This is a genomic window from Pectobacterium aroidearum, assembly GCF_041228105.1.
Classification (GTDB): Bacteria; Pseudomonadota; Gammaproteobacteria; order Enterobacterales; family Enterobacteriaceae; genus Pectobacterium; species Pectobacterium aroidearum.
In genome coordinates this window covers 4,648,663-4,666,035 of record NZ_CP166097.1, presented here as the reverse complement: position 1 = coordinate 4,666,035, position 17,373 = coordinate 4,648,663, and the positions used below count along the sequence as shown (strand labels likewise).

Genomic DNA, 17,373 nt, shown 5'->3' with positions numbered 1-17,373 from the left:
GTTATTGATTGAATTAATTGGCAATGAGTAAGTGGGCTATCTTTTAGGGTGATGTGAAATCAACCCACCCTGGAGAGATGTCATGTTCCATTCACCTCAGATACAGCGAAGCGTATTGACGTTATTTTTTGTGATATCGGTCGGTATGTTGCCTCTGCGTTCTTCTGCAGAGGCGGACACGCCCGGTTCTTTGATTGAAAAAACGACGCTGGATGCGAAAAATGGCCTACAGGAAGCGGCAGAACAGTATCTGATTCGATACCGTTCGTTGAGCGGCGTGGATGGTAAAAGCCCACGGGAAGACACCGGTGCTGTGTTTATCCCGAAAGGCGAAGCGCCAAAAGGGGGTTGGCCCGTCGTCGTGTGGGCACATGGGACGGTCGGTGTGCAGACAAGCTGTGCGCCTTCTCTTAATCCACGTTCCGCGCGTGATGCACAGTATCTGAATACGTGGCTGTCGCTGGGGTTTGCCGTCGTGGCCCCGGACTATGCGGGGCTCGGATCCCCAGGGTTGCATCACTATCTCAATGCGCGAGGGGAAGCGTGGAGCGTGCTGGACGGTGTGAAAGCCGCACTTGGCGCATTCCCACTACGCAATCAGTTGACCATTGTGGGGCAGTCGCAGGGGGCTCATGCGGCCTTTGCAAGCGTGGGGTATCAGCCTGACTATGCGCCGGATCTGCATATTGTCTCAACCGTGTTGACCGGCGTCCCTTATTTTGATGATAAGACCTCTGCGGCGGCACTTTTCGCCGGCGGTGGCGGGGTGAAAGAGGGCGGCGATCCCAAAATACCCTATGCGATGTACATCTATCTGTCAGCCGCTGATACAGAAAAAGGGCTGAATGTTGATGATTATTTCACGCCGAAAGCCGCTGCTGATGTGTCCGCCGCGCGTGAAATGTGTATCGATGCGTTAACGAAAAAAGTGATGGATGATGGCCTGAATGCAGGCAATAGCCTGAAGCCTGCAACACAGGGATTACTGGAAAGCCAGACGGCAAGTCTGCGCTATAACACCCTGAAAATCGCCCATCCGGTATTTATTGGCACTGGGACGCAGGATATTGACGTACCGGCCATCATGCAGCGCGCATTCGCGCGTGATGTCGCTAAAGCCGGAACGTCCGTTGATGTGCATGAATATAAGGGGATGAATCATGATGAAACCGTTAACGTTTCACTGCGTGACTCGGTTCCTTTTGTACTGAAAAATCTGCACGCTGACGCGAAAAAACACTAAGCGACACTTTTACATCAACGTCCCGGTGAGCCTGCCGGGACGTCATGCTTCCCGTTATCAGTTATTTTTTCTGTTTCTCAATAACGTGCCAGCCATCGACGTGCGGCCTGATTCTCCCGGCGGTATTGCCGTTGCCGATATCCTAACATGCCCCACGCCAGCAGGCCGTACAGCGCGGCCAGCATCCAGAGATGCCACCAGAATGCGCCGATCTGAGAAAAATCGGCACCCATCTGGTTAAGGCGCAATATTCCCTGAATCGTGAAGACGGCAGGTACCCACTGTGCCAGCCAGTTCAGAGGCGCGGGGATCATTTCCACGGGCCAGATGAAGCCAGAAAGAAAGACAATCGGAATGGAAGAGAGCAGCACCGCCTGACTGGGGAGATCTTTGCGCGTAAAGGCCGCCCCCAGCACCACACCGAGCCATAGCGTTGAGAGCAAAAAGGGCAGCGCAAACAGCAGTAGTTGGCTCATGCTGGCTTCACGTGCGATGCCATAGGCGTCAAGACAAAAGCCGAGCATGTAGAGCAGCGAGAGCAAATAGGCACCGCCCACAACCAGTGTCCGTGCCAGCAGCAAACGCCACGGTGTGGCATATTGCCAGTAGCGCACCTCGCCAGATCGTGTGCGCTGATTTTGTCCGGCACCGAGCAGGCCGCATCCCATCAGCAAAATCTGGTGCAGTATTAACATGAAAACGCCGGGAACCACGTAATCGACATAGCCCATGGTGGGGTTAAATACCGGCACGGCATTCAGCGAGGTTGCCTGCCACTGTGAGCTTGCTGCAGGTATGCCTTCCCCCTGAGCCAGCAGCCGTGCGACTTTAACCTGCGCGCCTACGGTACCACCGACCGTCGCCAGAGACTGTGCGATCGCGCCGTAGATCAGGAAGTAGCTGGCATCGGCTGAATAGCTTACCGTGACGCTTTTTCCCTGCATGATATCGCGGTAGAAGTGGCGCGGAATGTAGAGAATTCCTTTCGCTTCGCCGTGCAGCAGCAGCGTTTTGGCTTCATCCAGCGTGTTGCGCTGCGCCACCAGCCGTACCTCCGGCGTGGAATCGGCCATAAATGCCAGGCGGCGTGAGAGCTGAGTGCCATCTTCATCAACCAGCACCACCGGCAATTCGCGTGGCGTCTGGGCGAGGTAAGGCCGCGGATAGAGAAAGGAATAGAGCAGAATCCCGCCGAACAGAGTGAGCAAGATTGTCGGATCGCGCAGTAAGCTGCGTAGCTCAAATCGGATGAGGGTGGCGAGGGTCAGCATGTTACCTCCTTGCCACGGGGTCGGTAGCGCCAGAAAGTGAGCGGTAGCAGCAGCCAGAATAGGGCGAGCGCTGCCAATGCGGGTGCGATCTGAGTGAGTCCTGCGCCGTAGCTGGTGATGGCAATCGCGATATCGCCATAGTGAGCGACGGGCAACAACTGCCGCCAGAATGTGGCGAACGTCTCCATCGCTGCTGCCGGAAAGGTGATGCCCATAAACGCCAGTCCGGGAGCCATTAACGCCCCGACAATCGAAACGGCGCGTGCTGGATCGCGAATCAGCGCATAGAAAGCCATACCCAGTGCGACGCAGGCGCCGGCGGTCACGCCGATCGAGACAACGAGCAGCAGCGCTGAGCCGTTGAGTGGGTAATCGAGCAGGCTATACAACCCATAGCTCCATAAGCCACCCCATGCCCAGCCTATCAGCCAGTGCGTCAGGAATTTAGTACCGATGACTGCGCGGTTCTCCGGCATCCAGTGTGCTCCGTGCCGATCCTCCCGTGCCAGCGTATTCAGGCCGTATAGCGCGAGCAGAATCGACCAGATTGAGGGAATAATCGCGTTCAACAAAAACTGGGCGTAGTTGGAGTTTTGGTTAAACAGCGCGGTAATTTGTCCGCCAATCGGTACTGCCAGCCCTTTGGCTTCAGGAACGGCTGCTCCCTGAGCCAGCGCCTGTACCACGGCGATCTGCCCGTTGAATGTTCCCGCTACCAGCGCCAGCGAGCTGTTGATGACTTTCGCAACCAAAACGAATTGCCCGTTATTCCAGGCGGTGATGGTCGGTGATGTTCCCTGCCGGATATCACGCTCAAAGTGGCGTGGGATGACCACCAGCGCATAGATCTCGCCACCGCGCAATGAGGCCGAGCCTTCCGCTACTGCCGGGAACTGGTGGTTCAGGTTGAAAGAGGGGGAAGCATGCAGCTCTCTGGCAAACTGGCGCGACATCGTGCTGTTATCCAGATCAACCAGGCCGATGGGGAGTTCGCGGACAATGGCGCCGGATAGCGTCCACCAGGTAATTAGCATCGTGACGAGCGGCAACCAGAGCGCTAAAGCCATCCCCCATCGGTCATGCCACAGCGCTCTCCATTCGCGCATCATCACATTTCTACCAGTGCGCTCATGCCGACGCGCAGCCCGTTAATCGGTTGAATCGGGCGCGCCTCCACTTCGAACGTGCGCATATCAAATCCCTGTCGGGTATCCGTTGCCCGCCACGTGGCGAAATCCCCCATGACGGAAACGTAAGACACCTTAAACCGGAATGTCTGGTTGTTCAGCGCCGGGATACGCGCTTCAAACTCGGTGCCCATCGCAAAGCGCTCAAGGAGATCCTCACGTACCGCCAGTTGGATCCAGATGTCGCTCATGTCTAGCAGCGTGACCACAGGGAAGCCCTGTGGCGCAATTTCACCGCTGCGCAGCAGCACATTGCTGACTTCGCCGGTGTGTGGGCTAACGACGCGCGCCTCTGCCAGATAGGCTTCCACCTCGGCGACGGAGCCAGCGGCCATACGGGCTTTTTCTTCTGCGGCGACCTGAGTTTCTTTCCGCGTGCCTTCCAGTGCCATTTGATATTCCTGCCACGCCATCCCCTCGGTATAGCGTGCGGCATCCCAGGAGGCTTTGGCTTCATCTCGCTTTTGCAGCGGCAGCACGCCTTCCTGATAGAGATTCTGCACGCGCAGATAGGTCTTATGGCTTAGCTCGGAACCGGCTTTGGCTTTTTGCCACTGATCTTTAGCGGCGGCGATCTGCTGCTCACGTGCGCCTTTTTTGGCTTCCAGCGCCACCGCGCCTGCTGCGGCTTCACCGGCTTTTGCCTGCTCCAGCTTCGCATCCAACTCCGGCGTCAGGAGCGTAAAGACGAGATCGCCCACGTCAAGCTGCTGGCCTTTTTGTACCGGCACTTCTGCAATTCGGCCAGCCACTTTTGACGACACCGAATACTGCTGTGCTTCGATTTGCCCCTGTAAGCGAATCGGTTCGGGCTGATAGGCGAGCCAGAAGCGATACGCTATCCAGACAACCACAATCAGCAGGACGGCCTGAAGAAGCCATTTGCGTGTTGAACGTGAAGAGGGCTGGTGGGGTTGGGTCATGGCGTCACCTGTATGGCGTATTGGGTCTGGTAGTCAGAGAAGCGGTTTATCTGGCCGGAAATGGCCATTAATCTGGCGATGGAAACCACGTAACGATAGGCTGCGGAGGCACGCTGTGTTTTGGCTCCGGCCAGCTGGTTTAGCGCATCCACGACGTCCAGTGAGGTCGACATGCCCTGCGTAAACGCCTTGTTGCGTAACCGGACGTTCTCTTCGGCCAGTTTTTCTGTCGAAGACAGAGAGTTGAACTCTTCCAGCGCCTGTCGGGCTTCTCGCCACGTGCTTTCGACCACTATTTCAAGATTTTGCCGCATATCGGCTTCCAGATGGTTAACCTGCATTTCTGCACTTTTCGCGGCGGCGATATTATCGGAACGGCCTTCGCGACTGATGAGTGGGACGGAAACGCCGACGCCCACCATCCAGTCTGGTGTGGTTCTGGCGGCCAGCGTGTCCTGCTCATAGAGCTGGTAATTGCCAAACAGGAACACGTCGGGGGCGTATTTGGCGCGTTCAATACGGATAAGATCCTTGGCCTGATCGCGCTTGGCAGAGAGTACCTTTAAGCCGGGATGCGTGTTGAGCGTTTGTTTCACTAGCGCAGGCAGTTCGGGGAGCGTTTTATTGACGAACAGTGAAGAGGAGGGGGTTGCACCTTCTGTCTTGATGAGCTTGGCGAAGACCATTTCGGTGGTCTCCATATTTCGCTGCGCCTTTTGTGTTTCGATACGCGCCATGTCATAAGCGGATTGCGCGGACAGCACCTCGACTCTGGCGATCTGCCCCTGTGTTTCCAGCTTGCGGGCGTGGTCATAGTGTTGCGCCATGCCTTTCTCGATATCCTGACGCGTTTTCATCACCTGATGCGCCATCACCACGCCATAGTAAGTCTGTGCCAGTGCCTCAAACTGCGCCAGCGTGCGCACGATCAGCATCTGCTCTGCCTCATTGACCTGCGCGGCACGGATCGACTGTGCCGCATCAATCCGGCCTCCGGTGAATAACGGCCAGACGACCTGAACGGAGCTGGTGACCACATTTTGTTCTGTGAAGCGGGTGACGAAGGGATTGCCGCTGATATTAATCAGCTGATTGAGCGCGGCAAAGATGTCCCGATGATTCGACAACGGGTTTAAGTCGCGCGCATCCAGTTCGACAGGCTTATCAAGGCGCGTATAGCTTGCGCCCACATTGACCTGCGGCCAATAGAGGCCTTTGGCGGATTCTTTCAGGGACTGTGCACGATCGACCCCTGCGTGTTCGGCGGCAATGCTGTCATCGCTTTGCAGCAGGCGAACCCAGGCCTGATTAAACGACAGGGTTTGCCCAAACGCCGTGGGCGACCAGCACTGTAACAGCAGCAGCGCGACAGGGAAATAAGTCAGAAGCCGGATTTTTTTTTGTGTTATTCGAGGCATGGCTGGTGAAATCATCCTTTTACCCAAATAGCGCCAAATTGATAAAAATAAGCCCGCTGAAAAAGCACAAGGCTTGTCCGTGTGCAGATGGTGATATGGCTGTAAAAACGCGCCTGGCGGCAGGTAAACAAACCGCGTATGGCGTCTGATGTGTTCCGTATTATTTTTCGGGGATGATTTAGTGTTGGTCTAAATTCCCAATTATTCAAATAATAGAAGGGGTTAAATTGGAGAATTTATTGAGGTGGAAATAAAACCTGTGGAACCACATTTATTACACAGATAACAATGATTATTTGTTGGTAAATAATTAGCCAGAAAAGGCCCGGAATGTCTTCCGGGCCCGCGTGACAGAAAACGAAAATTAAACGGCTTCGTTTTCGTCGGTGTAGCGTTTGGCTTTGTAGGCCGGGTGCATCAGGTTCTGGATGGAGAAAATGTCGTCCAGCTGTTCTTCGGTCAGCAGACCACGCTCCAGCACCACCTCGCGTACGCTCTTACCGGTTTCGGCACAGATTTTCCCAACGATATCACCGTTGTGGTGGCCGATGAAGGGGTTCAGGTAGGTCACGATACCGATAGAGTTGAAGACGTAAGCTTCACACACGTCTTTGTTAGCAGTGATGCCGTCAACGCATTTTTCCAGCAGGTTGTAGCAGGCGCTGGACAGGATCTGGATGGATTCGAACATCGCTTGTCCGATAACCGGCTCCATCACGTTCAACTGCAACTGACCCGCCTCTGCCGCCATGGTGACGCAGGTATCGTTGCCGATGACTTTGAAGCACACCTGATTGACGACTTCTGGTACAACAGGGTTAACTTTGGCTGGCATGATGGACGAGCCGGCCTGCAATTCTGGCAGGTTGATTTCGTTCAGGCCAGTGCGCGGGCCAGAAGACAGCAGGCGCAGGTCGTTACAGATTTTCGACAGTTTTACCGCGACGCGTTTCAGGGCGCTGTGCATCATCACGTAAGCGCCGCAGTCGGATGTCGCCTCGATCAGGTCTTCAGCGGGTACGCAAGGCAGGCCGCTGACTTTTGCCAGATGTTGAACGGCCAGCTTCTGGTACTCATCCGGCGTGTTCAGTCGTGTACCGATGGCGGTTGCGCCCAGGTTCACTTCCAGCAGCAGCTCAGCGGTGCGCAGCAGGTTGCGGTTTTCTTCTTTCAGCAGCACGTTGAACGCGTGGAATTCCTGACCGAGAGTCATCGGTACGGCGTCCTGCAGCTGGGTGCGGCCCATTTTCAGGATGTTTTCGAACTCTTTCGCTTTGCGCTCAAAGCCATCGCTCAGTTGGGTAATCGCTTCAACCAGTTTCAGGATAGAGGTGTATACCGCGATGCGGAAGCCGGTTGGGTAAGCATCGTTGGTGGACTGGCATTTGTTCAAATGGTCGTTCGGGTTCAGGTATTGGTATTCACCTTTCTGGTGACCCATCAATTCCAAACCGATATTCGCCAGCACTTCGTTGGTGTTCATGTTAACAGATGTACCGGCGCCGCCCTGATAGACATCGACAGGGAATTGGTCCAGGCATTTACCGTTATTCAGCACTTCATCACAGGCTTGCAGAATGGTGTCGGCAATTTTACGTGGGATGGTTTGCAGTTCTTTATTCGCCAGTGCGGCGGCTTTTTTTACCATCACCATGGCGCGGACAAATTCTGGAATATCGCTGATGGTACTATTGCTGATATAAAAGTTCTCAATCGCACGCAGCGTATGGATACCATAATAGGCATCAGCAGGGACTTCACGGGTACCTAACAGGTCTTCTTCAATACGGATATTCGTTGACATGGATCTTCTTCCTTTTTTCTTGTTCGATGTACATAGCATCGTTTTCAATATTAAGAGTCTGATTTTTTTAGGGTTTGTTTTTCCTGATTTTTGGTTTTCAGGTAACACGAACCCATCACGATTTGTATAAAATCATGACTAAAAAGCGTTCTCGGGGAGACGAACATTGAATTAGCATCGTTAAATGGCTAGTGGTGGATATGTTCCTCCATTCTTCTGTCTCCCATCATGAATAGGTTATTCCGTATTATCCGGGTTGATCTCAACCAGCTTTTCTATTCCGCGGTTCAGCGTTTTCAATTTCGGAATAAAGACGGTTTTAATAATATCGTGTGTGACATCACATGCTTCTTCAAAGAACGCGCTGTATTCATCACGGTGCCCGACAATATACAGCGAGCGTTTGATATTCAGCTGTTCCGGCATATGCGTCAGCACTTCTCTGGAGTGCGCGACGGATTGCAGGAAACTGAGCGGGGTCGTTACCGCCCAACCGATACCTGCCGCCACCATCGACGTTAAGGTATCCGCATTATCAAATTCGAGCATGTTCGGTACGCGGACATCAATGCGGCGTAGGTAGCGCTCGATCTGCATCCCAATCTGCGAGTTCCGGTTAAAGCGCACCAGCGGCAGTGCGGCGGAAAGCTCGCGGATATCCTCAACCGTTTTGATGCGTTTGCGGTAATCCGGTGGCGTGATAATGAAATAGCCTTCGGAAAACAGCTGATGACGCACCACGCTATCGCTGTCGATCAGCGGGTCGCTGGTGACGATCAAATCCAGCTCGCGTCGCATTAACGCTTCACCCTGCTGCGGGCTGAGCCCGGTACGAATCAGCAACTGCGATGAGCTCTTCATCAAACTCTTGGTAAACACCGAACCGCAGGTGATGGCAAACGAATCCACTAGGCCGATACGCAAGTCAGGTTTAATCCCTTTTCCCGCTTCCAGCACCTGCGCCTTCAGGTTCGCAATCTCCTCCGTCAGGATTTCTCCCCGGTTTTTCAACGCAATGCCGTAGGGCGTCAGGACAAAGGGGCGACGAGCCCGGTTAACCAATTTGACGCCGAAATCTTCTTCCAATAAGCGGATCGTCTGCGAAATGGCAGAGGGCGTTAGGCCTAGCCGCGCGGCGGCTGCCGTCATGCTTCCTGCTTCCGCCATCGTCACGAAAACATAGACGGCGTACATATCGATCGATTTATTGGCGGACACTGTGCGTTTAACCATGTGAGTTTGCCTACGCTGCAAGGTGAATGTCGTCGAAATATGAAGCGTTAGTCTATCTCATCTCGCTGACTACGACCTCGCTAACTGTTGTCAGAATAGTCGGCTAACTTCAGAAAAAATACAGGTTGCATCACTGATTAATTTTTTCTTATTTCTAGCTTTAGCGGATCTGAAGATAAAATGAATGACACGGTGTGGCTGCTAGAGCACCGATTTTATTCCCTTGGCGGATTTTTGGCTCTTCCCTTAGGTGACAGCTTCTTAGTCATATTTTTTATGCAAACTGAGAGATGGTTTCGTGCGCCATAACATCGATATTTTATGCTATCTCGTAGCACGCGCCCGACTCGGGACGGCTCAAACGCCGCTCGCCCCGAGACCCCAGGCTTTTGGCGGAAATTATGCCGCTTTGCGGTGCCATCGGTGTTCATGAGCACTAGTCGAGCCGCCAGTGACGCGTTCCCTACGCGGCACTGGCTTTCGCGGCATCCATGCCGCTCACTCGGTGCTCATGCCCACCGCTGCATAATTTTTTACGCCGGATAACGGCAAAACTCGTGATGAATCCCTGTATCTGTGTATAAGAAACAATATACAGGGATATAACGTATTGTTTTTACTGCGTAGTGAGACGCGAATCACCCACTAGTGTTGCTGTACGAACGTGGCGTTCCGCCTGTTCACACATTTCCAGCAGTGCCGGAATCAAGTGCGCGGTGGCGTTGAGGCAGGCGCCTAGCTGGCTGAGGCTTTCTTGCGGTAGTTCCACGTCGTTTTGTAGCGTGTCGCCGAGGTAATGCAGGCCGTGGCATAAGCCTTCGACCGATTCTGCGGCAATCGCGCCGAGGTCGCAGAGCTGAACGTCATCTAACTGCGCGAAAGGCAGGCTGGCGATCAGGTCGCGGAAAATGGTAATGGTGCTGTCAGCGGATGTGGCGTGAGTGTCCGTCATGTTTGAATCTTCCATTGCTAGATAATTATTTCATCACGCCTTCAGGTTCCAAACTAAAGGTGTGACCCAGACAGGGTTGGAACACCGGATCTAGCGACCGGCCAACCTTGCGGTTGCCCTGCCTGAGCCACGGATTAGAGTGTGCACGTAGCCCCTGAAAAAACAAAGCGTTTTCAGTTCTAGATAGTCGGGGTTCCACGCCCGGCTACGGATTTTGCCGCAGCACAGAGACTCTATTCCAACGGCGGAAAACGTGAAATAGGGTGGATGGATTTACAGTGGAATTACAGTGCGTTTTGGAATGGAGTTCGCAGAAATGGCTGAAAGCCCGCAACTGGTGGATCGTGGTACGCTGGAGTCATCGTGTTGATAGCGTAATAACCGCATTCAGTGTAAAGGTGTTGGTAATCTTACAAAATTTCTCGCATTCCATAAGGTCTCTTATGCTTAAAGGTCTTAATCATCTGACGTTCGCGGTAACCGATCTGGCGGCAAGTCTGGATTTTTATCAAAATCTTTTGCAGATGACGCTACACGCACGCTGGGAAAGTGGAGCTTATCTGACGTGTGGCGATCTGTGGTTGTGCCTTTCATTGGATCCAGTTCGCCAGTGTTTGTCGAAAGAAGACAGTGACTATACGCACTATGCGTTTAGCATCGCACAGGCTGATTTCTTACCGTTCTGCACTCGGCTTATGGCGGAAAATATTCCCGTATGGAAGACGAACCGCAGCGAAGGCGATTCGTTTTATTTTCTGGATCCTGATGGCCACAAGCTGGAAGTTCACGTTGGAGATCTCCAACAGCGGCTAGCTGCGTGTCGGAAAAATCCCTACCAAGGCATGGTATTTGAGTTGCCATAACGTGTTTTTATCCTTCCCCCCGCTTCAACCCCTCCCAGCTCAGCCCAAAACGTGCCAGATACTTACGCAGTCGGTCAGCGTCGTTGGGCTTCTGTTTTTGCTGGCGTGAAACGGCAAATAGCTGGCGACCAGCTTCTGAGAGCGAATTGGCGGTACGACAGACGTCGAGCACGGTTTCAAGCTGGCGCTGTTCAAACAGATCGATGTTGGAGAGTTCTGGCGGTAGCGCGGTTGCTGGCGCATCACTTCGCCAGCTTGCTCGCAGGCGGGCAACTTCTTCCTCTACCAGTGCAACGGTGATGCGGCCTTGTTCCGCCAGCGTTGCCATGCGGGCGATGGAGGAGCCGAGTTCGCGGAAGTTACCACGCCATGCGGCCTGCGATGAGCAGGCAAAGGTGAGGTAGCGTTGCCGTGCGTCTTTATCGAAGCGAATCTGCGTTTGGTGATCGCGTGTGAAGCGCTGGAGTTCGTAGTCAATATTCGGTTCGATGTCTTCCCGCCGTTCCGCCAAGCCCGGCAGGGGAAAGGTCCACATATTGATACGGACGTAGAGATCTTCACGAAATTTACCCTGTGCAATCCACTCGTGCAGGTTGCGGTGCGTACCCGCAATTAACTGAAAATCACTGCTGACTTCTTTATCCGAGCCAAACGGTAAAAAGCGTTTTTCTTCAATAGCCTTGAGTAGCATCGCCTGTTCATCCAGCCCCAGTTCTGCGATTTCATCTAAAAACAGCATCCCGCCGTCCGCTTCACGTAAGAGCCCCGTTCTTGCTTGTAATGCGCCGGTAAATGCGCCTTTCACATGACCGAATAATGTCGACATCGCGTTGTCGCCGCGCAGCGTGGCACAGTTAACCGCAACAAACCGACCACTGACCAGATGGCGAGATTGACGTAACTGATAGATGCGTTGGGCCAGAAAGGATTTCCCCGCACCGGTCGGGCCGGTCAGGAGCATCGGCGCGGTAGAACGCAGCGCGACACGTTCAATCTGGTCGATCAGCGCGTTGAACGTGCTGTTGCGCGTTTCTATACCCGATTTCAGGAACGAGACGGAGCGCTCTTGCTCGTGCTGAAAGCGGCTGGTGAGGGTTGCGTAGCGGCTGAGATCCAGATCGATAACGGCATAGATGCCCTGCGGTGCGGGGCGATCCGCTTTCTCTCCCGGTGCGGTTTGCAGCAGCTTGGCGGGTAGGTAGCGGGCTTCGGTCAGCAGGAACCAGCAAATCTGCACGACGTGAGTACCCGTGGTGATGTGAACGAAATACTCTTCGTTCTCAGTATCGAACGGGTAGCGGCTCGCAAAGTCCAGAAAGGCGCTGTAGACCTCTTCCAGATTCCACGGATCGCGTAACTCAACGGTCTGAAGCGTGACCTGCGTAGCGGGTGACACCACGGCGATATCCTCTGCCACCTGCTGTGCCATCCCCTCGTTGCGTGACTGATGCAGCAGCTCCAGTCGATCGACCGGAAAATCCGGCTGCTGGCAGAGGCCGACGGTAGGCCGCCATTTTGTCCAGCGATTCTCCCGTTTACCTCGTTTGTCCAACGTGGTGCCCAGCACACCAATGACGACGCGACGCTTCATGCTATACCTTGTTATAAATTATTATCCTATAGGATAAATTTACCTGTTCTTTTGTTTCGTTGCTAGTTTGCGTGTTTTGTTTTTTATCTATTAACTATCAATTGGTTATATTTTTATTTTGTCTATTTCAGAAAATTGGCACGCCTTTGGCAATACCTATAGCGAATAATGACAAACAAAGAGAATGAAAATGGAAGAGATGAAAACGCAGGATTACGACATGATGTCACCCGTGAATAGCGCACCGGTAAAAATGTGGACGCAGGGCGTGCCTGTGGAACCAGAAGCTCGCGACCAACTGCTGAACACAGCCAAAATGCCGTTCATTTTTAAACATCTGGCGGTGATGCCGGATGTACATCTGGGAAAAGGATCGACGATCGGTAGCGTGATTCCCACGCGTGGCGCGATTATCCCGGCAGCAGTCGGCGTGGATATCGGCTGCGGGATGATTGCGGTGCGTACGTCACTGGTTGCCAGCGACCTGCCGGATAATCTGATGGGGCTGCGTAGCGCGATTGAACAGGCGGTGCCGCACGGACGTAGCGTAACGCGCTCCAAACGTGATGTTGGTTCCTGGCAGAACCCGCCGCAGACGGTGGATGCGCACTGGTCGCTGCTGGAGCCGCGTTTTAAACGTTTGACGGATAAATACCCGCAGTTGCTGAAAACCAACAACTACCAGCATTTGGGAACGCTAGGAACGGGTAACCACTTTATTGAAATCTGTCTGGATGAGGTCGATCGCGTGTGGGTGATGCTGCACAGCGGGTCGCGTGGTGTGGGGAATGCGATTGGGTCGCTGTTCATCAAGCTGGCGCAGGAAGATATGCAGCAGCACATTGCGAATCTGCCGGATCGTAATCTGGCGTATTTCGAGGAAGGTAGCCTGCACTTTGACGATTATATCGAAGCGGTGGAGTGGGCACAGGATTTTGCTCGTCATAACCGTGAAGTGATGATGTCGCATACGCTGGCGGCGCTGTCTCGCATTGTGACGAAGCCGTTTACCACCCAGCAGGAAGGCGTGAATTGCCACCATAACTACGTGCAGCGCGAAACGCACTTTGGTGAATCGGTGCTGATCACCCGTAAAGGTGCGGTGTCGGCGCAGAAAGGTCAGATGGGGATCATTCCGGGGTCAATGGGGGCGAAGAGCTTTATCGTACGTGGATTGGGGAACGAAGAGAGCTTCTGTTCCTGTAGTCACGGCGCGGGGAGAACCATGAGCCGTACTGCCGCGAAAAAACGCTTCACCGTGGAAGACCAGATTCGTGCGACCGCACACGTCGAGTGCAGAAAAGACAGCGACGTTATCGATGAAATCCCGATGGCGTACAAAGATATCGATAAGGTGATGGCGGCACAGTCATCGCTGGTGGAAATTGTGCACACGCTGCGTCAGGTGGTGTGTGTGAAAGGATAAGAAGAGGACAGGGAATATGGCATCGTACGATTTACTACTGCAACAGTTGGAAAAACTCGTTGCTTCACCAGACAACTATTATCGGCCCGCGCAGGCTGATGCTCTGGGTTCAGCGTCACACCTGATAGCGCTCACACGTCACTATAACGGACATATTCGGCAGCGTGCGGTGCTGTGTCTGGGTTTTATGGGCGAGGTCTCGGCATTACCAGCGCTGATTGAACGAGTGAACGACTGGGCGGAACCGGTGCGTCGGGCGGCTAAACAGAGCGTGAGGCTACTGTTAACGCCGGATAACACCGCGCATTTCGTCGCCAATTTTCCTGCCATTTTCTGGCTGTTGCAGTGCCAACGAGAAGATCATCAGCCGCTGGTGGATGAAATCGTGCGCTTTCTGGCCGAGGAGGCGCACGCGCCGTCGCTACTGGTGGGGTTGTCTTCGGAAGACAAAACCGTTGCCAGACTGTCGCTGGATATTGTGGTTGAGCGTGGGCTGTTTCCGTTGAAGCAGATCTTTAGTCAGGCGATGTGGCATCGCGATCCGTTAGTGAGAGCGAACGCGGCGCGGTATTTGCTGAGTGCGGACAAGGACGTCGACCATGAAGTGATGACCATTCTATTGAAAGATACGTTCGCACCCATCAAGCAGGTAGCGTTGCAGTATGTGATGGATAGCGGGTTCTCCGTGTCGACGCCTCTGTTGATTGCCTTACTGTTTGATAAGAATGCATTGGTGCGTCAGCGAGCCTCAACGCTACTGTGCGAACGAAACGACGATCCGGTTGCGCATTATCTTGCGGCACTGGATTGGGCGAGTACCGTTACCGTGCGCAAAATCACGCTCTGGGGGCTGGATGAGCATCGCTATGACGGCATTGTGGCGCTGGCGGCGCGCAATCTGGATGAGCGCTATCCCAGCCTTTATTACAGCACCTTGCGCATTCTTATTCTGCGTACGGGTGACGATGCGCGTGAGCAGCTGTTGGCTTCTCTGCGTCACCCCTCGCTGGCTATTGCGAAGGTTGCGCGGAAGCTGTTTTACCAGCAGAAAATTTATCTGTCGCTGTCTGAGCTTCAATGTTGTCTGGACAGCGCGTCTTCCAGAGAACACGTCGAGGTGTACTACTTTCTCGCGCACAAGCTGAATAAATGGGATTGGCTGGTGTTCCTGCTGGATAATGCTAAGTCAGAGAATACTGCACTAACGCAGGCTGGCGTGGCGTACTGGGTACAGCGGTTCAACCGTTCGGGTATGTTACCAAATACACAACAGCAGGCGCGTTTGCGGACGCTGCTTGATGAAAATCCGCACGTCATCTCGCGCGACAGCCCCTATATCGCCCTGTTTTTGTATCGTTGATTTTATCGGCGTCTTACCGATAACCTCGTTACCCCTACCCCAGAAAAATGTGCTCGCGATGGTATGCCATCTGCGCCAGATCGGGCGGGTAGGTGTCTGGCACGTGGATTTGTTTGCCTTCGTACTGGGCGAAATTGACGTCGCTGATAGCGCTTTTCAGCTTTTTGATGCGTGGAGAAAGCAGCATTTCCAGCGAATCATTGAAGCTGATGAGTCCCATATCAAAGGCTTTGTCGTGCAGGTTGGACAGGCAGAGACCGTTGCTGGGATCGAGGCGATATTCTGCCGCTGTTTTCCACGGTTGAATATGGCTGGCGACCAGTAGCGCGGGCTCTTCCAATCCAGTCACGCAGCAGCGTTCGCCGTAGTTGCTGAGTACGCGTTTGCGGAATAGCTGTTGCCCAATACGTGTTTTCACCTGAGCAAGGCGCTCACCGCCGTGATAATCAGGGATTTCGCTATCGTTGATTTGGAACGGTGAGGGGGCTGCGGTCGCTTCCGCTGCTCCGGCCTCGAGCGATACCATCGCCTGTTGGCACTGCTGTTCAAATAACTCAGGATTGCTGTCCATCTCTTGCCACAGCGCCCGGTCGGCGTTGGACGCGCCGCGCAAACCAGTGCGACCAGAATCAATAATAAACGGATCGAGGCTGGCGAGATTGACCAGCTTCATCGCCAGTGCGGAAGGCGTACGGCTGATCAACTTGGCGTAGCGAATGATGTCGGGATTACGCGAATGCAGTCTGCCAAACGGTAGCTGACTGTACAGGGTGAAGGCGATCAGTAACTGATCTCGCGTCCAATGGTTGGTGGCAGCCATGCGTGTTTCTTCCGTTCGTTAGCGCATTCGATTAGTGATAGCGCTAACTATGCCAGGCCAATTCGTAAAATGCATCCGTTTGCCTCCGGCTGGATAATTGGTGCTGGCTGCGCTAACGTTCTGACAGCCTTCCTATTATGACGCCGAGAGACTAATGCCCCGTTCTTTTATTCCCTTGTTTCGTCCCCTGTGCGCATTGGCTCTGCTGGTGCTGACGGGCTGTGCCAGCAAGACCTCGACGACGCCGGAATCGCGGCCTGCTGATGTTCGTGCTCAGGTACTCAAACTGCTGCCGGACAACGTGAAAGATCGTCAGGGTTGGGCGAAGGATATCGCTACGGCATTTACTGCGCAGGGGCTCGATCCCAGTAATGAAAATTTGTGTTCGGTACTGGCCGTAACTGAGCAGGAATCGACGTTTAGCGCCGATCCACAAGTGCCGAATTTGTCGAAAATCGCCTGGCAGGAGATTGACCGCCGCGCGGAGAAAGTTCATGTACCGGCGTTTCTGGTGCGTACCGCGCTGCTCATCAAATCCCCTAATGGAAAAAGCTACAGCGAGCGGCTCGATAAAGTACGCACGGAAAAGGAACTCAGCGCGATCTTTGATGATTTCATCGACATGGTGCCGATGGGACAGACGCTGTTTGGTCGGCTAAACCCGGTACATACCGGTGGGCCAATGCAGGTGAGCATCGCCTTTGCTGAAGCTAACGCAAAGGGCTATCCGTATACCGTGGATGGATCGCTTCGTCGCGAAGTATTCAGCCGCCGTGGCGGGATGTATTTTGGCATCAAACATCTGCTGGACTATTCAGCAAATTATCCGCAGTCCATTTATCGGTTCGCGGATTTTAACGCAGGACGGTACGCCAGCCGAAATGCGGCGTTCCAGCGTGCCGTGAGTCGTCTGACAGGGGTTAAGCTGGCGCTGGACGGGGATTTAATCAACTACAGTTCGGATAAAGCCAGCGCCACGGAGCTAGCGGTGCGTGCATTAGGGAAACGTCTGGACATGAGCGACAGCGCGATTCGTCGTGCGCTGGAGAAGGGCAATAGCCTCGATTTTGAAGACACCAGCCTGTATGAACGCGTCTTTGCGCTGGCGGATAAATCGGGCACGAAAGCACCGCGCGCCATCCTACCGGGGATCACGCTGGAAAGTCCGAAGATCACGCGCAAACTTACCACCGCATGGTTTGCCCAACGGGTTGATGAGCGACGCCAACGGTGTTTAGCGAGAGCTAAATAGGCAAACGCCCTCAGTGAGGGCGTTGCCGTT

Annotated in this window: 14 protein-coding genes; 5 read left to right on the top strand and 9 right to left on the bottom strand. The window is 53.9% G+C overall.

Features of this window, described 5'->3' with window-relative positions:
* Positions 1–82: 82 nt before the first annotated feature.
* Positions 83–1,243, top strand: a complete 1,161-nt coding sequence (locus tag AB8809_RS20995) for a lipase family protein (RefSeq protein WP_349856519.1) — start codon at positions 83–85, stop codon at positions 1,241–1,243.
* Between the two features lie 77 nt (positions 1,244–1,320).
* Here AB8809_RS20995 and AB8809_RS20990 read toward each other — a convergent pair whose 3' ends face one another.
* The 7 genes from AB8809_RS20990 to AB8809_RS20960 form a co-directional block, all read right to left on the bottom strand.
* Positions 1,321–2,514, bottom strand: coding sequence for an ABC transporter permease (locus tag AB8809_RS20990; protein ID WP_349856518.1), 1,194 nt, complete (start codon positions 2,512–2,514; stop codon positions 1,321–1,323).
* Positions 2,508–3,623 carry an ABC transporter permease gene (locus tag AB8809_RS20985; RefSeq protein ID WP_349856517.1) on the bottom strand — a complete coding sequence of 372 codons (1,116 nt, stop codon included), beginning with the start codon at positions 3,621–3,623 and terminating at the stop codon, positions 2,508–2,510. The genes AB8809_RS20990 and AB8809_RS20985 overlap by 7 nt, the downstream gene beginning before the upstream one ends.
* Positions 3,623–4,624: an efflux RND transporter periplasmic adaptor subunit gene (locus AB8809_RS20980; RefSeq protein WP_349856516.1), complete on the bottom strand. Its 1,002-nt coding sequence runs from the start codon at positions 4,622–4,624 to the stop codon at positions 3,623–3,625. Before AB8809_RS20980 ends, AB8809_RS20985 begins: the two co-directional genes overlap by 1 nt.
* Entirely contained in the window at positions 4,621–6,042 is a 1,422-nt protein-coding gene (locus AB8809_RS20975; protein ID WP_349856515.1) for a TolC family protein, read from the bottom strand. The genes AB8809_RS20980 and AB8809_RS20975 overlap by 4 nt, the downstream gene beginning before the upstream one ends.
* Positions 6,043–6,406: 364 nt before the next feature.
* Positions 6,407–7,846: an aspartate ammonia-lyase gene (gene aspA / locus AB8809_RS20970; protein WP_012773111.1), complete on the bottom strand. Its 1,440-nt coding sequence runs from the start codon at positions 7,844–7,846 to the stop codon at positions 6,407–6,409.
* Between the two features lie 237 nt (positions 7,847–8,083).
* Positions 8,084–9,079 (bottom strand): LysR family transcriptional regulator, encoded by a 996-nt coding sequence (locus AB8809_RS20965; RefSeq protein ID WP_012773112.1) that lies wholly within the window; start codon positions 9,077–9,079, stop codon positions 8,084–8,086.
* Positions 9,080–9,695: 616 nt separating this feature from the next.
* On the bottom strand, positions 9,696–10,031 hold the full coding sequence (locus tag AB8809_RS20960) for a hypothetical protein (protein ID WP_205947176.1): 336 nt from the start codon (positions 10,029–10,031) through the stop codon (positions 9,696–9,698).
* A gap of 443 nt (positions 10,032–10,474) precedes the next feature.
* Here AB8809_RS20960 and fos point away from each other — a divergent pair, with 443 nt between their 5' ends.
* Entirely contained in the window at positions 10,475–10,894 is a 420-nt protein-coding gene (gene fos / locus AB8809_RS20955; protein ID WP_349856514.1) for a fosfomycin resistance glutathione transferase, read from the top strand.
* Positions 10,895–10,901: 7 nt separating this feature from the next.
* Here the strand turns inward: fos and rtcR are convergent, their stop codons facing one another.
* Positions 10,902–12,485, bottom strand: a complete 1,584-nt coding sequence (gene rtcR, locus AB8809_RS20950) for an RNA repair transcriptional activator RtcR (RefSeq protein ID WP_349856513.1) — start codon at positions 12,483–12,485, stop codon at positions 10,902–10,904.
* A gap of 190 nt (positions 12,486–12,675) precedes the next feature.
* Here rtcR and AB8809_RS20945 point away from each other — a divergent pair, with 190 nt between their 5' ends.
* Positions 12,676–13,911, top strand: coding sequence for an RtcB family protein (locus tag AB8809_RS20945; RefSeq protein WP_161502920.1), 1,236 nt, complete (start codon positions 12,676–12,678; stop codon positions 13,909–13,911).
* 16 nt (positions 13,912–13,927) lie between these two features.
* Entirely contained in the window at positions 13,928–15,271 is a 1,344-nt protein-coding gene (locus tag AB8809_RS20940; protein WP_349856512.1) for a HEAT repeat domain-containing protein, read from the top strand.
* 34 nt (positions 15,272–15,305) lie between these two features.
* Here AB8809_RS20940 and AB8809_RS20935 read toward each other — a convergent pair whose 3' ends face one another.
* Positions 15,306–16,091: an HNH endonuclease gene (locus AB8809_RS20935; protein WP_349856511.1), complete on the bottom strand. Its 786-nt coding sequence runs from the start codon at positions 16,089–16,091 to the stop codon at positions 15,306–15,308.
* A 154-nt stretch (positions 16,092–16,245) separates the two neighbouring features.
* On the opposite strand from AB8809_RS20935, the gene AB8809_RS20930 reads away from it, so the two are divergent.
* Positions 16,246–17,343 (top strand): DUF1615 domain-containing protein, encoded by a 1,098-nt coding sequence (locus AB8809_RS20930; RefSeq protein ID WP_349856510.1) that lies wholly within the window; start codon positions 16,246–16,248, stop codon positions 17,341–17,343.
* The last annotated feature ends 30 nt before the right edge of the window (positions 17,344–17,373 follow it).

Bases quoted from the DNA above. Each gene is read 5' to 3' on its own strand.
- AB8809_RS20930 (WP_349856510.1), top strand. From the start codon at position 16,246: ATGCCCCGTTCTTTTATTCCCTTGTTTCGTCCCCTGTGCGCATTGGCT.
- AB8809_RS20940 (WP_349856512.1), top strand. From the start codon at position 13,928: ATGGCATCGTACGATTTACTACTGCAACAGTTGGAAAAACTCGTTGCT.
- aspA (WP_012773111.1), bottom strand. From the start codon at position 7,846: ATGTCAACGAATATCCGTATTGAAGAAGACCTGTTAGGTACCCGTGAA.
- AB8809_RS20990 (WP_349856518.1), bottom strand. From the start codon at position 2,514: ATGCTGACCCTCGCCACCCTCATCCGATTTGAGCTACGCAGCTTACTG.
- AB8809_RS20985 (WP_349856517.1), bottom strand. From the start codon at position 3,623: ATGATGCGCGAATGGAGAGCGCTGTGGCATGACCGATGGGGGATGGCT.
- AB8809_RS20945 (WP_161502920.1), top strand. From the start codon at position 12,676: ATGGAAGAGATGAAAACGCAGGATTACGACATGATGTCACCCGTGAAT.
- rtcR (WP_349856513.1), bottom strand. From the start codon at position 12,485: ATGAAGCGTCGCGTCGTCATTGGTGTGCTGGGCACCACGTTGGACAAA.
- AB8809_RS20965 (WP_012773112.1), bottom strand. From the start codon at position 9,079: ATGGTTAAACGCACAGTGTCCGCCAATAAATCGATCGATATGTACGCC.
- AB8809_RS20960 (WP_205947176.1), bottom strand. From the start codon at position 10,031: ATGACGGACACTCACGCCACATCCGCTGACAGCACCATTACCATTTTC.
- fos (WP_349856514.1), top strand. From the start codon at position 10,475: ATGCTTAAAGGTCTTAATCATCTGACGTTCGCGGTAACCGATCTGGCG.
- AB8809_RS20935 (WP_349856511.1), bottom strand. From the start codon at position 16,091: ATGGCTGCCACCAACCATTGGACGCGAGATCAGTTACTGATCGCCTTC.
- AB8809_RS20975 (WP_349856515.1), bottom strand. From the start codon at position 6,042: ATGCCTCGAATAACACAAAAAAAAATCCGGCTTCTGACTTATTTCCCT.
- AB8809_RS20995 (WP_349856519.1), top strand. From the start codon at position 83: ATGTTCCATTCACCTCAGATACAGCGAAGCGTATTGACGTTATTTTTT.
- AB8809_RS20980 (WP_349856516.1), bottom strand. From the start codon at position 4,624: ATGACCCAACCCCACCAGCCCTCTTCACGTTCAACACGCAAATGGCTT.